Annotated in this window: 12 protein-coding genes; all 12 read left to right on the top strand. The window is 60.1% G+C overall.

What is annotated here, in order from left to right:
- The first annotated feature begins 22 nt into the window (after window positions 1-22).
- Entirely contained in the window at window positions 23-1603 is a 1581-nt protein-coding gene (gene murJ, locus ACEG18_RS03410) for a murein biosynthesis integral membrane protein MurJ (RefSeq protein WP_372541230.1), read from the top strand.
- A 6-nt stretch (window positions 1604-1609) separates the two neighbouring features.
- Window positions 1610-3550 carry an excinuclease ABC subunit UvrC gene (uvrC, locus tag ACEG18_RS03405; RefSeq protein ID WP_372541229.1) on the top strand — a complete coding sequence of 647 codons (1941 nt, stop codon included), beginning with the start codon at window positions 1610-1612 and terminating at the stop codon, window positions 3548-3550.
- Window positions 3551-3914: 364 nt separating this feature from the next.
- Window positions 3915-5528 (top strand): ABC transporter substrate-binding protein, encoded by a 1614-nt coding sequence (locus tag ACEG18_RS03400; protein WP_099431431.1) that lies wholly within the window; start codon window positions 3915-3917, stop codon window positions 5526-5528.
- Window positions 5529-5685: 157 nt separating this feature from the next.
- Window positions 5686-6642: an ABC transporter permease gene (locus tag ACEG18_RS03395; protein ID WP_035138896.1), complete on the top strand. Its 957-nt coding sequence runs from the start codon at window positions 5686-5688 to the stop codon at window positions 6640-6642.
- Between the two features lie 3 nt (window positions 6643-6645).
- Window positions 6646-8661, top strand: a complete 2016-nt coding sequence (locus ACEG18_RS03390) for a dipeptide/oligopeptide/nickel ABC transporter permease/ATP-binding protein (protein WP_099431432.1) — start codon at window positions 6646-6648, stop codon at window positions 8659-8661.
- The gene (locus ACEG18_RS03385; RefSeq protein WP_006236159.1) at window positions 8662-9489 is read left to right on the top strand and encodes an ABC transporter ATP-binding protein; all 828 of its coding nucleotides are present in this window, start codon (window positions 8662-8664) and stop codon (window positions 9487-9489) included.
- Between the two features lie 80 nt (window positions 9490-9569).
- Window positions 9570-10547 carry an acetylxylan esterase gene (locus ACEG18_RS03380; RefSeq protein ID WP_372541228.1) on the top strand — a complete coding sequence of 326 codons (978 nt, stop codon included), beginning with the start codon at window positions 9570-9572 and terminating at the stop codon, window positions 10545-10547.
- Window positions 10540-11391: an acetylxylan esterase gene (locus tag ACEG18_RS03375; protein ID WP_372541227.1), complete on the top strand. Its 852-nt coding sequence runs from the start codon at window positions 10540-10542 to the stop codon at window positions 11389-11391. Before ACEG18_RS03380 ends, ACEG18_RS03375 begins: the two co-directional genes overlap by 8 nt.
- Before the next feature lie 68 nt (window positions 11392-11459).
- Complete coding sequence (locus tag ACEG18_RS03370; protein ID WP_372541226.1) at window positions 11460-12380, top strand: dihydrodipicolinate synthase family protein; 921 nt, start codon at window positions 11460-11462, stop codon at window positions 12378-12380.
- Window positions 12381-12553: 173 nt separating this feature from the next.
- On the top strand, window positions 12554-13519 hold the full coding sequence (locus ACEG18_RS03365) for an ROK family protein (protein ID WP_022094876.1): 966 nt from the start codon (window positions 12554-12556) through the stop codon (window positions 13517-13519).
- A gap of 70 nt (window positions 13520-13589) precedes the next feature.
- A complete protein-coding gene (locus ACEG18_RS03360; protein ID WP_195361754.1) occupies window positions 13590-14276 on the top strand; it encodes an N-acetylmannosamine-6-phosphate 2-epimerase in 687 nt (228 codons plus the stop codon).
- Window positions 14277-14377: 101 nt separating this feature from the next.
- Window positions 14378-15298, top strand: coding sequence for an RNase adapter RapZ (gene rapZ, locus ACEG18_RS03355; RefSeq protein ID WP_022094878.1), 921 nt, complete (start codon window positions 14378-14380; stop codon window positions 15296-15298).
- Window positions 15299-15303: the final 5 nt, after the last annotated feature.

Genomic DNA, 15303 nt, shown 5'->3' with positions numbered 1-15303 from the left:
GTCGCGAGATGACACTGACGACATGGGCTCGTCGGACTACTCCACGGTTGGTCGTTCCGCCGGGCTTATGACTATCCTGACTATCGTGTCTCGCGTCACCGGTTTTATCCGCACGTGGGCAATGGCGGCCGCTATCGGCATGTCGCTACTCTCGTCCTCCTATCAGGTCGCCAACAACCTGCCCAATATGCTCTACGAACTCGTGATGGGCGGCATGCTCGTGACGGCGTTTTTGCCCGTGTACATGGGCGTGAGGCGTGAGCAGGGTCGCGAGGCCTCGAACGAGTACGTGGGCAACCTGCTCGGCATTCTGCTTTTGGTGCTGGGTGGCATTTCGTTGCTGGGGACCGTGTTCGCCCCGGGCTTTATCTGGACGCAATCGTTCCTTTCGGGTGACGGCGGCAGCATGGATACCGCTGCGTTCATGTTCCGTTTCTTTGCTATCCAGATTTTGTTTTATGGTTTGGGCTCGGTGTTTTCGGGCGTTCTCAACGCGCACCGCGACTACTTCTGGTCGACGTTTGCCCCGGTCCTCAACAATGTGATCGTCATTGCGAGCTTTATGGGTTTTGCGCCCGTGTCCGCACAGTTTGGCGAACGTGCCGGCATCATCTTGATTGCGGCCGGTACGACCCTCGGTGTTTTTGTTCAGATGGCATGTCAGATCCCCGCGCTTGGCAAGCACGGCGTGCATCCCCATATCCATATCGACTTTAAGGACCCCGCACTGCGCCAGACGATTGCGCTCGGTATCCCGACGCTGCTCGCCACGGTGTGCATGTTTGTCTCGACTTCTATCACCAACGCTGCCGCGCTGGTGGTCCAGCCCGAGACTGGTCCTTCCGTCATCGCCTATGCGCGCCTGTGGTACACGCTGCCCTACGCGCTGATTGCCGCCTCGCTTTCGACGGCGCTCTATACCGAGCTCTCTCACGACGCACAGGAGAAGGATTACGACAGCGTTCGCACGGGCATTTCGCGTGGCGTCGCCCAGATGCTGTTCTTCCTGATTCCGTTCGCGCTGTACCTGATTGTCTTCGCGCGTCCGCTCAACATGATTTACTGTGCCGGCAAGTTTGATGAGTCCGGCGTGGCGTTGGTGTCCGAGTTCCTTGTCTACCTGGCGTTCTCGCTGCCGCTCTACGGCGTGGTCGTGTTGATGCAGAAGAGCTTCTCTGCCTTGCTCGACATGAAGCCCTATAGCCGCTATTGCCTGTATTCTGCCATCGGCCAGGCCGGCTCAGTTCTGCTGTTTGGCGTTGTACTGGGCTTCGGTATGCCGGCAATCGCACTTTCGTATGTCGTCGACTACGTGATCTTGGTCGGTTGTTCGCTGTGGTGGCTGCGTCGTCGCCTGCGTGGTCTTCAGGTTAAATCTATCCTGCATGGCGGTTTCTTTGGCCTTTTGCTCGGTGGCCTGGGTGCTGCCGCAGGCGCCGGCGTCATGTGGGCGCTTGAGCACTTTGTCGGGGCACTTGGCGGCTCGATTCTGATTACTCTTGGCTACGTTTGCGTTGCGGGTGTCGTCTCGCTTGCTGTTACCTTTGGCCTTGCCGTCGTCCTTAAGATGCCCGAGGTCTCGGCGCTGATTCGTCGCAAGTAGGTGCGCGTGGCCGGTCACGACAACATTCCAACGCTTGCCGAGCAGGTTTCGCGCGTTCCCACGCAGCCCGGCTGCTACCTTTGGAAAGACGCCAAGGGCGATGTCATCTACGTGGGCAAGGCGAAAAACCTGCGCGCCCGTATGCGTCAGTACGTGACGCTGCAGGACGAGCGCCAGAAGATCCCACTGATGATGCAGCTGGTGGCGAGCTTTGACTATATCGTGGTGGAGACCGAGCACGAGGCGTTGGTGCTCGAGCGTAATTTGATTGGTCAGTACCATCCGTACTTTAATGTCGACCTCAAGGATGACAAGAGCTACCCCTTTATCGCCATTACAAAGGGTGACCTGTATCCCGCTATCAAATACACGCGTGAGCGTCATAAGCCGGGAACGCGCTATTTTGGACCTTATACCGATAGCCGCGCGGCACGTGAGACGATAGATACGCTGCGCAAGGTTATCCCCATCTGCTCCGCATCCTGTGCGGAGTGGCGTCGTTGTCGCCGTATCGTCGAGTCCCACAAGGGCGAGGAAGACATCGTCAATATGATTTGCGCGCAAAACGGGCGCCCCTGCTTCGACTATCATGTCGGGCGCGGCCCGGGTGCGTGTGTCGGCGCGATTTCCCCGGCAGACTATGCCAAGAACGTCAAACGTGTCGAACGTTTTTTGTCGGGCCATCGCAAGGACGTCGTCGACGAGCTGACATCCGAGATGACGGAGGCCGCCGAGGCGCTCGATTTTGAGCGCGCCGCCCGCGTCAAACGTCGTTTGGAGGTCATCAGGGGTCTGGACGATCGTCAGCAAGTCGTTTTTCCCTCCAGTGTCGATATCGATGTCATCGGTTTCTATCGCGAGGAGACCATCTCCGCCGCTTGCGTCTTCGTCGTTCGCGAGGGCCGAACAGTTCGCACCTGCGAGTTCATTCTCGACAAGGGTCTTGATGTTGACGAGGAAGAGCTCCAGTCGGGCTTTCTTAAGCGCTATTACGACGAGACGGCTGATATTCCAGCTGAGGTCAACCTTTCCGTCGAGCTTGAGGATGCGGAGGCGCTGGGGGAGTGGCTTGCGGGCAAGCGTGAGCGTTCCTGCCATCTCCATAGGCCGCAGCGTGGCGAAAAGCACCGTCTACTCGATATGGCATCCAAAAATGCGCGCCATGCCCTCATGCGCTACATGATGCGAACGGGGTACGCTGACGACCGCACCAATCAAGCGCTCCTGGAGCTCGAAAGTGCGTTGGCGCTGCCATCGCCGCCGTTGCGTATCGAGTGCTTCGATATCTCGACGCTGCATGGCACCTTTACGGTCGCCTCGATGGTGGTGTTTACCAACGGGCGTGCCGACAAGAGCCAGTATCGTCGTTTTAAAATTCAGGCCGAATTGGACGAGGCAAACGACTTCGTGTCGATGTCCGAGGTTTTGGGACGACGCTATGCTCCCGAGCGCATGGCCGACGAGCGCTTTGGCTCGCGCCCCGATTTGCTCGTTGTCGATGGCGGTAAGCCGCAATTGACCGCTGCGATCAAGCAACTTGAGGCTCTTGGGCTCGATATACCAGTTTGTGGCTTGGCAAAGGCCGATGAGGAAGTTTTTGTGCCTTGGGACGAGACTCCCGTCGTGCTGCCGACCGGGTCCGCGTCACTCTATCTAATTAAACAGGTGCGCGATGAATCGCACCGTTTTGCCATCACGTTCCATCGCGAATTGCGCGATAAAGCCATGACGGTTTCGGTACTCGATGACGTTCCAGGCGTGGGACCCACCAGAAAACGTGCCCTTTTGCGCCATTTTGGCTCGATGAAGCGTTTGCGCGCGGCGAGCGAGCAAGAGATCGCGGAAGTTCGCGGCATACCTGCCGATGTCGCCAAAGCGGTTCACGAGGCGCTCGTTGCATGGAATGCCGAGCGCGCCGAGGCGGCGGCTGGCCATTCCGATAGCTAAACACGAGCCTAAACAACTGATATACATGATTGCGCGATTTTCAACCATTTATTTCGCCATGATTGCCCGCTGGTTTCGGGTTTTATTAACGCTAAAACGTTTGACTAACCCAAGCGAAAACCCTGCTATCCTGCGGGTTGACGAAGACTGATATCTCACCTCGCCGATACATACTGTCTGGCGAATCGTTTGTCAATGAATTCGGTGAACGGTAGTAAATACCGTTCAAGCGTATGTATGTATCGGTCGCCGAGCGCGGCACCTCAGTTGGGCTCGTCGGTAGGTAAGGTATATATCGTCCGCAAGTTGCGCGGGGGCACGTCTAGGTGCTCCCGGGTAAGATTCTCTATTGATAGGAGAAGACATGGCCATCATCAACAAGGGTATGTCCAGGCGTTCGTTCCTCGGCCTCACCGGCAGCGTCGCTGCTGTCGCAGGGCTTGGTCTCACCGGCTGCGGTGGCAACTCCAGCGACGAGGGTTCCGCTTCTGGTTCCACCGATTCCGCCAACCGTGGCGGCGGCGTGATCACCGCTGGTTCCGCTTACGCTCCGTCCAGCTTCGATCCCGCCAGCACCGGCTCCGCTGTGGGCCTGGGTGCTAACTGGCACGTCGTCGAGGGCCTCTACGGCATCGATTACCACGACTACAGCACCTTCAACGAGCTCGCCACCGACGATCCCAAGTCTGTGGACGACACCACTTTCGAGGTCACCATCCGCAAGGGCGCCAAGTTCTCCGATGGCACCGAGGTCACCGCTGACGATGTCGTTGCCTCCTACACCGCTTGCGCCGCTTCCGCTACCTATGCTCCGTTCTTCCAGCCCTTCGAGTCCATCGAGGCCAAGGACGCCAGCACCGTGACGGTCAAGACCAAGGTTCCCAACTTCTCCCTGCTCAAGGATCGTCTGGCCATCGTCCGCGTTACCCCGGCCACCCAGACCGAGGAGGATCGCGCCAAGCAGCCGATCGGCTCCGGCCCCTGGATGTACGACTCTATCTCCGATACCGAGATCACCCTGGTTCCCAACCCCGAGTACAACGGTGAGTATGCTGCCGAGGATAAGAAGATCCAGTACAGCATCCTGACCGACCCCACCGCTCGCGTTACCGCTCAGCAGGAGGGCTCCACGCTCGTTATGGAGCTCGTTACCGCTGACGCCGTCGACCAGCTCGAGAGCGCCGGCTGCAAGATCGATAACGTTCAGGGTTTCGGCACCCGCTTCATCATGTTCAACGTCGCCAAGGAGCCTTGGAACAACGTCAAGGTCCGTCAGGCTGTCATGTATGCGCTCGACACCGAGAAGATGGTCAGCAACACCTTCGCCGGCCTTGCCACCGCTGCCAGCTGCTACCTGCCCAAGAGCTTCACCAACTATCATGAGGCTTCCACGGTGTACAAGACCGACGCCAAGAAGGCTAAGAAGCTCATCGAGGAGTCTGGCATCACCCCGGGTGCCATCACCCTGCGCACCACCGACAACGAGCAGATTAAGGGCATGGCCGCCCAGGTCAAGAACGACCTCGACGCTCTCGGCTTCGATGTGACCATCCAGACCGATACCTCGCCGGCCACCTACGCTGCCATCGACGGCGGCGAGGCCTACGATATCCTCCTTGCCCCTGGCGATCCTTCCTGCTTCGGCGCCGACCCCGACCTGCTGCTCAATTGGTGGTACGGCGACAACGTCTGGATGCAGACCCGTTGCCCGTGGAAGGAGTCCGCTGAGTGGCAGAAGCTCCACAGTCTCATGGACGAGGCTCTTGCCGCCGAGGGCGACGAGCAGCAGAAGAAGTGGAACGAGTGCTTCGACATCATTGCCGATAACGCCGTTCTGTACCCCGTTGTCCACGTCAAGACCGTCTCCGCTTCCTGGGACGATCCGTCCACTGCGCCCAACGGCGAGGCCCTCGATGGCTTCAAGGGCATCGGCACGACGAGCATGTCCTTCAGGGGCGTTGCGACCGTCAAGGCGTAAGACTCGCTTGAGTCTGTATGCAGGATGTCGGTCGTTGGGACCGTATCCTCATAGTTGAAACAAAGACCCGGGCGGCAACGATGTCGCTCGGGTCTTGTAATGAGTATCCGTACTCATATACCAGTTGGTCCTACCGACAAAAGAAAGGGGAGAGAACGTGAACAACTTGCTACGTTTGATTGGAAGGCGTCTTGTGGCGCTGCCGATCATGGCATTGGGCGTCACCGTCCTGGTGTTCTTCCTTATGTCGTTCTCCAAGACCGACCCCGCCTACACGGCGTTGGGTGACGGTGCCTCGCCCGAGGCGGTTGCCGAGTACCATGAGAAGTATGGTCTGGACGACCCCTGGCCCGTGCGCTACGTGCGCTATATGGGCGATCTGATTCATGGCGACATGGGCACCTATGGTGCTGCTCGCAACTCCGTTGCCAAGCGCATCTCCACGGCCCTGCCCGTCACGATGCAGCTGACCTTCATCGGTCTTGCCATCGGTGCGGTCGTTTCGTTTTTACTCGGCGTCATCGCGGCACTGTATCGCGATAAATGGCCGGACCAAGTGATCCGCGTCTTTTCCATCGCCGGCTTGGCAACCCCGTCGTTCTGGCTTGCCGTTCTGTTGATCCTGCTGTTCTCTTCCTACCTTAAGGTGCTCCCGGCATCGGGTGCTCTGCCTCACTTCACCACGAATCCGGTTGGCTATCTGGGACGTATGATCATGCCCGCTATCGCCTTGGCATTTCCGCTGACGGGCCAGATGACTCGTATCGTGCGTACCGCCATGGTCGAGGAGCTCGACAAGGACTATGTCCGTATGGCTCGCGGCGCCGGCGTTCCCGAGAAGGTTGTCGTCGGCATCAACGTTCTTCGCAATGCGCTGATCACCCCGGTCACCACCCTCGGTCTTAAGATCGGTTACCTCATGGGCGGCGCCGTCGTCATCGAGGTTATCTTCAACCTCCCCGGCATGGGCACCGCGATTCTGCAGGGCGTTCAGGGCAACGAGGCGAACCTGGTTCAGGGTGTCGTTATCGTCGTTGCTCTTGCCTTCATCATCATCAACATCGTGGTTGACATGCTCTACCTGCTCATCAACCCGCGCATCAGGACGGTGTAGATTATGGTAAAGATTCGAGAGAAGCAAACCGAGCAGCTCGAGAAGGCTGCCTCCAAGGGGCTCAAGCTCGGTGGCTGGAAGAAGATGACGCTGTCTTCTAAGATTGCCGCCGTCGTGCTGGTGCTGGTCGCCCTGACTGCGATTCTGGCGCCCCTTCTTGCCCCCTATAGCCCGGTCGAGATCTTTACGGCTCGCCAGGCTCCCGGCAACGGATTTATCTTCGGTACCGACGATAAGGGTCGCGATATTCTGTCGCGTATGCTCTACGGTGGTCGTTACTCGCTGATTATCGGCTTTGGCGCCACTGCCATGGCTCTGGTCTGCGGCTCGGTCGTGGGCGCCCTTGCAGCGGTTTCGCGCAAGGCCGTCTCCGAGACGATCATGCGTATCTTGGACATCATCATGTCCATCCCGGGCATCGCCCTCGCGGCCGTCTTCGTCTCCATCCTGGGCAACTCCGTTCCGTCGATCATCTTCGCCATCGGCTTTATGTACACTCCGCAGATTGCCCGTATCGTGCGCGCCAACATCGTGTCCGAGTACGGCGAGGACTATGTCCGCGCGGTCATCGTTTCCGGCGCCAAGGCTCCGTGGATTTTGATCAAGCATGTTCTGCGTAACTGCATCGCCCCGATCATGGTCTTCACCGTTACCCTGGTCGCCGACGCCATCATCTTCGAGGCCTCGCTGACCTTCATCGGCGCTGGTATCCAGGAGCCCACCGCTACCTGGGGCAACATCCTCGCCGACGCCCGCGGCGGCGTGCTCGCCGGCCGTTGGTGGCAGGCGCTGTTCCCGGGCCTGGCCATCATGATCACCTGCCTGGCGCTCAACATCCTCTCCGAGGGCATTACCGACGCCATGGCCGCTGCTCCCTCCGCCGCCCTGGATCCGACCGATTCCTCCAAGCGCCGCGAGGCCGACCTGCTGGTCTCCGACCCCGTTCGCGCCTATAAGGAGCAAGCCCAGTCCCTCTCCGCTCGCCTTGGCGCCCTGCGCGATGTCGAGCTCAAGCGTGACGATCGCCATGTGCCCGACGAGTCTGTCGAACCGATCCTTTCGGTCCGCGATTTCTGCATCCAGTTTGAGCACCACGGCGATATCAACGTCGTCGACCATGTCAACTTTGACGTGCGTCCTGGCCAGACTATGGGCCTGGTGGGCGAGTCCGGTTGCGGTAAGTCCATCACCACGCTGGCCATCATGGGCCTGACCGATGAGGACGAGCACCTTTCCGGCGAGGTCCTCTGGGAGGGCCGTGACCTGCTCAAGATGAGCAAGAAGGAGTGGTTCGGCCTGCGCGGTACCGATATCGCTATGGTCTATCAGGACGCCCTGTCCTCGCTCAACCCCTCCATGCTCATCTCTGCCCAGATGAAGCAGCTCACCAAGCGCGGCGGCACCCGCAGCGCCGAGGAACTCCTGGAGCTCGTGGGCCTCGACCCCAAGCGTACGCTCGAGAGCTACCCGCATGAGCTTTCCGGTGGCCAGCGTCAGCGTGTTCTGATCGCTATGGCCCTTACCCGCGACCCCAAGCTGGTCATCTGTGACGAGCCCACGACCGCTCTGGACGTTACCGTCCAGAAGCAGGTCATCAAGCTGCTCAACGACCTTCAGGCCAAGCTCGGCTTTGCCATGATTTTCGTCTCGCACGACCTGGCGCTGGTCGCCGAGGTCGCCCATAACATCACAGTTATGTACGCCGGTCAGGTTATCGAGCAGGCACCCACCAAGGAGCTGCTCACCAACCCGATTCACGAGTACACCCGCGGTCTTCTGGGTTCCGTTCTGTCCATCGAGAGCGGTTCGGGCCGCCTGCACCAGGTGCCCGGCGCCGTTCCGAGCCCGCGCGATTTCCCCAAGGGCGATCGCTTCGCGCCCCGCTCGAGCCATCCGCGTATTGGCCTGGACACCCGTCCGGTCTTCAAGCGCGTTCCCGGCACTGAGCACTTCTATTCCGAGCTCCCCGACGAGGTGCTCAAGGCAAATGGTTTGACCCCTCACGCGGAGGTGATGTAGATGAGCGAGACCGCAGTCAACGGCGTCGAGCCGATCATCTTCCTTGATGACGTCCACGTCACCTTTAGGACCCGTACCGGTTCGATTCTCCACCCTAACCTGGTTCACGCCGTCCAGGGTGTAACGATTAAGCTCATGCCCGGTCAGACGATCGGCATCGTCGGCGAGTCCGGTTGCGGTAAGTCCACCACCGCCAACGTCATGTGCGGCCTGCAGGCCCCCACGAGCGGCAAGGTCTACTTTAAGGGCAAGGACGTTACCAAACGTACCGCCGAGGACCGTCGCCACATGGGTCGCGTTATCTCGGTCGTGTTCCAGAACCCGGCCACGGCGCTCAACCCCCGCATGGTCGTTCGCGAGCAACTGCTCGACCCCATGCGCGTCCACAACCTGGGTACCGAGGCCGAGCAGGAGAAGCGCGTCAAGGAGCTCTTGGAGCTCACCGGTCTGCCCAGCTCTGCCGCTGAGGTTCTTCCCGGCCAGCTTTCGGGCGGCCAGCGCCAGCGCGTCGCAATTGCCCGTGCCCTGTCGCTGAACCCCGATGCCATCATCGCCGACGAGCCCACCTCGGCTCTGGACGTTTCGGTCCGCGCGCAGATTCTGAACCTGCTGACCGACCTTAAGAAGGAGCTCGGCCTGGCCATGGTGTTCATCAGCCATGACATCCAGACGGTCCGCTATATCTCTGATGACATCATCGTTATGAATGGCGGTAAGATCGTCGAGCAGGGCGAGGCCAAGCAGGTCTTCCAGCACCCCCAGGACCCCTACACCAAGATGCTGCTCGGCGCTGCGCCGTCGCTGCTGCATCCCAAGCTCGGCGAGTAGTCTCGCTTTCCCTCCCGTGCGCCCGGTTCCCTTGCCGGGCGCACCTCCGTTGCGATTTCGAAAGGTTGGGTTCACGAGCCATGCCAAGTGCTCAGGAGCTGCAACATCAATTTGGTGAATATCGAGGCGCCATGCCCCGTCCATCAGATTTCGATCTCTTTTGGAAGGACCGCATGGCCGAGGCCGACGCCGTCGGGCTTGACTATGCGATCGAGACGGCATCGGTCACCGATGCCGTGACCTGCCAGCTTTTCGACCTCTGGTATACCGGCATGTGTGGCGCTCGCCTGCATGCCAAGTACCTTAAACCCGTCTCGGACGAGCCCGTGCCATTGGTACTTCAGTTCCATGGGTATCCGGGTGCAAGCCGCAGCTGGTTTGAGCAGGCGTCGTTTGCGGGCATGGGCATGGCGCTCATCGCGCTTGACTGTCCTGGTCAGGGCGGTCCCTCCGAGGATATTGGCGGATTTGAGGGTACGACGGTCGCGGGCCATATTGTCGCCGGTATCGACGGCGATCCGGCCAACCTCTACTATGTCCGCTTGCACCAAGATATTCGCATCCTGTGCCGCATCGTTCGCGAGCTTGAGGGCATCGATCTTGCTCGTGTGTTTGTGAACGGCGCGTCGCAGGGCGGCGGTTTGGGCATTGCGACCTGTGCACTTAACAGCGAGCTTATCAATCGCGCCGCCATCCTCTATCCCTTCCTGTCAGATTTCCGCCTGGTCTGGGATTTGGATGCCGACGATATCGCCTATGAGGGCCTGCGCTATTGGTCGCGTTGGTTTGACGAGGATTCGACTCGTATCGACGAAGCCTATGCCAAACTGGCGTACTTCGATTCCAAGAACTTCGCCCCCATGGTCAAGTGCCCCGTCCTGTTTGGTACGGGCACGGCGGATATCGTCTGTCCGCCGGCAACGCAGTTTGCGGTCTATAACAACCTGACCTGTGAAAAGCGTCATGAGTTCTTTGAGGGCTTTGGCCACGAGGAGATACAGGACTTTGACGATATGATCATTCCGTTTTTCTGCGAGGGAGGGGAGGCTCATGTCTAAGTGCGAGAGCAATGTTGGCGAGCTGATTGTCCCCGACCTTGTGGGGATTCCCGGGACGGTCTCGTCAAGGCTCTCTGATTTCCGGGATTGGCGCGGCGACACTTCTGCGGATGTTTCCGAATTAGAGATAGCCGCTTCGGACCTTGAGGTTTGCGGGCCGAGTATTACGGCGATTGATTTCGCCAATCCGTGCGCGCGCTACTCCGAGGTTTCCTTTGAGCTTGGTGGCGATGTAGTCCACGCACGTTTGATCGAGCCTGCCGGTCGCGCCCGGGCATCCAAGCTTGTGCCGCTATGTCTGATGTTTCACGACATCGACCGACCCGTGCGGGGATGGCATCACATGACGAGGTTTGCGGCTATGGGATATGCCGTGCTTGCGCTGGACGATGAGGCGATTGGACCCAGCGATCTGCGGCAGGGGATTACCTCGCCTGCTTTTGTCAGGCGCGTCCGTTGGGGCTGCGCGTTGGCGGAGGTCGCGCGCAATCTTGATGGCATGGACCCCGACCGCATCTTTGCATGGGGCGAGGGTCTTGGCGGCGGAGTCGCGCTCGCGGTTTCCGCTCTGGACGAGCGGGGCCTCGCCTGCACGGCGGTTGCCAATCCGCTTCCTGGCGGCCTCGAGGCGCTGTCGTCTCGGGTGCGCGGATCGGTGCTCATGGGCACATCGCTTATGGATACCGTGAGCGATCCCAAGGATCAGTTTGCCGTATTCAACGGTCTTGAGTGTGACCGGAGGCATATCATCTATGCAAAATACGCTCACGAGCGCATCAATGCGTTCGAAAACGAAGTCGTAGACTTTTTTAACCAAACGTTCTACTCGTGTTCTTTGGCCTAGACGGCCTGGACACTGCCAACAAGAGTGGGTGGCATAGGGCCGCCCGCCAGACAACTAAGGAGATTCTTGTGACAACTCAGAAATTCACCGGCGTTATCCCTCCCGTCGTTGTTCCCGATACCGAAGATCACCAGCTCGACGTTGCCTCCTTTGAGCGCAGCATCAACCGCATGATCGATGCCGGCGTCGATGGCCTGTTCTTCTTGGGCTCTTCGGGTGAGGTCGTTTTCTCCACCGACGAGCGTCGTCGCCAGATCATCGCCGAGGCCGTCCGCATCGTCGACCACCGCGTGCCTGTTCTGGTCGGCATCATCGATACCGAGACCGAGCGCATGATTGAGCACGGCAAGGTCGCTCAGGAGCTGGGCGCCGATGCCCTCGTCGCCACCTGCCCGTTCTATGCCCTGCAGGGCATGACCGAGGTCGAGGAGCACTTCCGCATCCTGCACGAGGAGCTCGACCTGCCCATCTTTGCCTATGACATTCCCGTCTGCGTTCACACCAAGCTCCCCTGGAAGCTCCTTGCCAAGCTCGGCGCCGAGGGCGTCCTTGCTGGCGTCAAGGATTCCTCGGGTGATGACATCTCGTTCCGCTATCTCGTTCAGGAGAACGAGAAGAACGGCCATCCGATGAGCATCCTCACCGGTCACGAGGTTGTTGTCGACGGCGCTTACCTCGGTGGCGCCGACGGTTCTGTCCCGGGCCTTGCCAACGTTGAGCCCGAGGGCTACGTGCGCCAGTGGAAGGCCGCTCAGGCCGGTGACTGGGCTACCGTCAAGGCCGAGCAGGATCGCCTCAATGAGATTTCGCACATCTGGGATGTCACCTCGGGCGTCCAGGGCTATGCCGGTGGCGTCGGCGCTTTCAAGACCGCTATGAACCTCATGGGCATCTTCGACAGCCCGACCATGCCGCGCCCGGTGAAGGCCATGACCGGCGAGAACGTCGAGGCTATTAAGAAGGTCCTCCAGGACAACGGTCTCCTGTAAAGCTTTCCCAGGCACCCGACCTCGCCGTTCAACCGTGTGGCCATGACCCGTTAGGTCAATGGCCACACGGTTTCTCGGCAATCTCGGGCACCTGGATAACCTTTACCCGCGCTGTGACGGCTAGCCTGACGGCGCATTTCCTGTAGTTGTTTTTATCTCCGAAGGAGAGCGACATGGAGAACAAGTACGTCTGCTCTGTCGATATCGGCGGAACTAAGATCGCGACTGCCATCATGGAGTACCCGGCTGACGGTAGTGTGCCCCATCCCGTTTTTGAGGCCGAGGTTCCCACCGAGGCCCAAGAGGGCGGCGAGGCCGTCTTCCAGCGTATCGAGGCATCCATCAAGGCTGCTCTCGAGGCGAATCCCGATGTCGAGGTCCTTGGCGTCGGTATCGGTGCCGCCGGCGTCGTCGATCCCAAGACGGGCGCCATCGCGTATGCCAATGAGATCATGCCCGGCTGGTCCGGCGTTCAGTTGGGGCCGCGTCTGCGCGAGGATCTCGGTCTTCCCGTTGCCGTTGTAGGCGACGTGCAGGCTCATGCTCTGGGCGAGGCCCACTGGGGTGTCGGCAAGGGCAAGTTCTCCGTCTTGTGTCTTGGCATCGGTACGGGTATCGGCGGCGCATATGTCGAGAACGGCCGCGTGATGCAGGGCTTCCATGGTGCTGCTGGCCATATGGGCCACATCGAGTGCTCGGCTGCCGCCGGCATTCCCTGCGCCTGCGGGCGTTCCGGCCATCTGGAGTCGGTTGCTTCGGGCACTTCCATTGGTCGTATGTACGATGAGCGCTTTGGTCGCGTCGACCCCAGCCGTCCTTCGGTCGGTCGCGATGTGAACGACCTGTGCCGTGCAGGCGACGCAAAGGCGACCGAGGTCATCCATGATGCCGGCTTTGCGCTGGGTGCCAGCTTGGGCTCGCTCGCTAACATCCTGGACCCCGAGGTCATCGTGCTTTCGGGCGGCGTGATTCACCAAGGTCCCGATTGGCGTTCGCAGACGTGGAAGGATTCGGTGCACGAGGGCTATGCCAGCCAGGCGCTCGATCCGCTTCAGGACACGCCGATCCTCATCGGTTCTCTGGAGGGCGATGCTCCGCTCATCGGTGCCGCTGAGCATCTTCTTGCCTCGTTGAAGTAAACGTACCTGCTGTAGGAGCCTCCCGAGACAACACGCCTCGGGAGGCTGTTCTGAGAAAGGTTGCAGCCTTATGACCGTCGATCCTTTGATTCAATCCCTGAAGGGCAAGCTCGTCGTGAGCGTTCAGGCGTATATGGGCGAGCCGCTTCGTACGCCCGAGACCATGGCTCAAATGTCTCGCGCTTGCGAGCTCGGCGGCGCCGCCGCCATTCGCTGCCAGGGCCTTGCCGACATCGCCGCCATTAAGGGCCGCTGTGAGATCCCCGTCATCGGCTTGTGGAAGGATGGACACGAGGGCGTCTACATCACGCCGACGCTGCGCCATGCTCGCGCCTGCGTTGCCGCCGGTGCCGACATCGTGGCGATCGACGCCACCGATCGTCCGCGCCCCGATGGCAAGACGGTCGAGGACACCTTCCGTCCGCTGCACGAGGAGGGTGTGCTCCTGATGGCGGATTGTGCCACCATCGAGGACATTCGCCGTGCGGTTGATATGGGCTTCGATCTTGTATCCACCACGCTTTCTCATGGTGTCGCCGCCATCGACTGCACCATGGCCGATGGCCCCGATCTTCCGCTTCTGCGTCAGGCGACCGAGGAATTCCCCGGTCTTCCCATCATCTGCGAGGGCCGCGTGCACACGCCCGAGGAGGCTCGCGCCGCGATCGATGCTGGCGCCTGGGCCGTTGTCGTCGGCACCGCCATCACGCACCCCACGAGTATTACGAGTTGGTTCAAGGCTGCGCTTGAGGCGTAAGACAGGCTTCGTATCCGCTCGGGGCGGTATACTCAATATAGGCAATTGACCGCGCGGGATCCGGGTTGCTGGGTCCCGCGCTTGTTTTTGGGAGGCAGCACATGCAAAAGGGAGATGCCATGGATGCGGCGGAGCGCTCGGAGCGCATCCCCGATATCGTCATCATCACCGGAATGTCCGGATCGGGCCGCACACAGGCCATGCACGTGTTCGAGGACATGGGCTATTTTTGCATTGATAACCTGCCTCCGCGTCTCATCGCCCAGCTTGCCGAGCTCGTCGGCATCAATACGGGCGTGGGCAGGCATCTCGCCGTTACCTGCGATTTGCGTAGCCAGGGACTGTTTGACGAGTTGCTCGATGCGGTCGCCGCGCTCGAAGAACGCGAGATGAGCTGCGACATCGTGTTCCTGGAGGCTTCTGACGAGGTGCTGATTCGTCGCTACAGCGAAAATCGCCGCCGTCATCCCATTGCCAAGCCGGGGGAGACTACGGCCGATGCCATTCAGCGCGAGCGCCTTCAGCTGCAGGGCGTGCGCGATCGAGCCGATATGATTATCGACACGAGCCGTCTGCGCACCTCTGCGCTGCGCAACAAGCTACGTATGGCATTTTCCGAACTGTCCGACCAACAGCTCATGGACGTCCATGTGTTCTCGTTTGGCTTTAAGCACGGCATGCCCGTCGAGGCGGACATTATGATCGATGTCCGCTTCCTGCCCAATCCGTTCTACGATCCCGAGATGCGCACGATGACCGGTCTCGATAAAAAGGTCTCCGATTTTGTTCTGGACCATCCCAAGACGCAGGAGTTTTGGAAGGCCTGGACGCAGCTGCTCGATACGGTCATGCCCGGCTATATCGCGGAGGGTAAGCCGCAGCTTTCTATCGCCATCGGCTGCACGGGCGGCCAGCACCGCAGCGTTGCCATTGCCGAGGCCACGGCCCGTTACCTGGAAGGCGCTCAGTATCATGTGAGCATCTCCCACCGCGACCTGTCGCGCGCCAACACGAAGGCATAGGCCTG

Source organism: Collinsella aerofaciens (assembly GCF_041537385.1).
GTDB classification, from domain to species: Bacteria; Actinomycetota; Coriobacteriia; order Coriobacteriales; family Coriobacteriaceae; genus Collinsella; species Collinsella aerofaciens_BV.
This window is presented reverse-complemented; position numbering and strand designations above follow the sequence as displayed.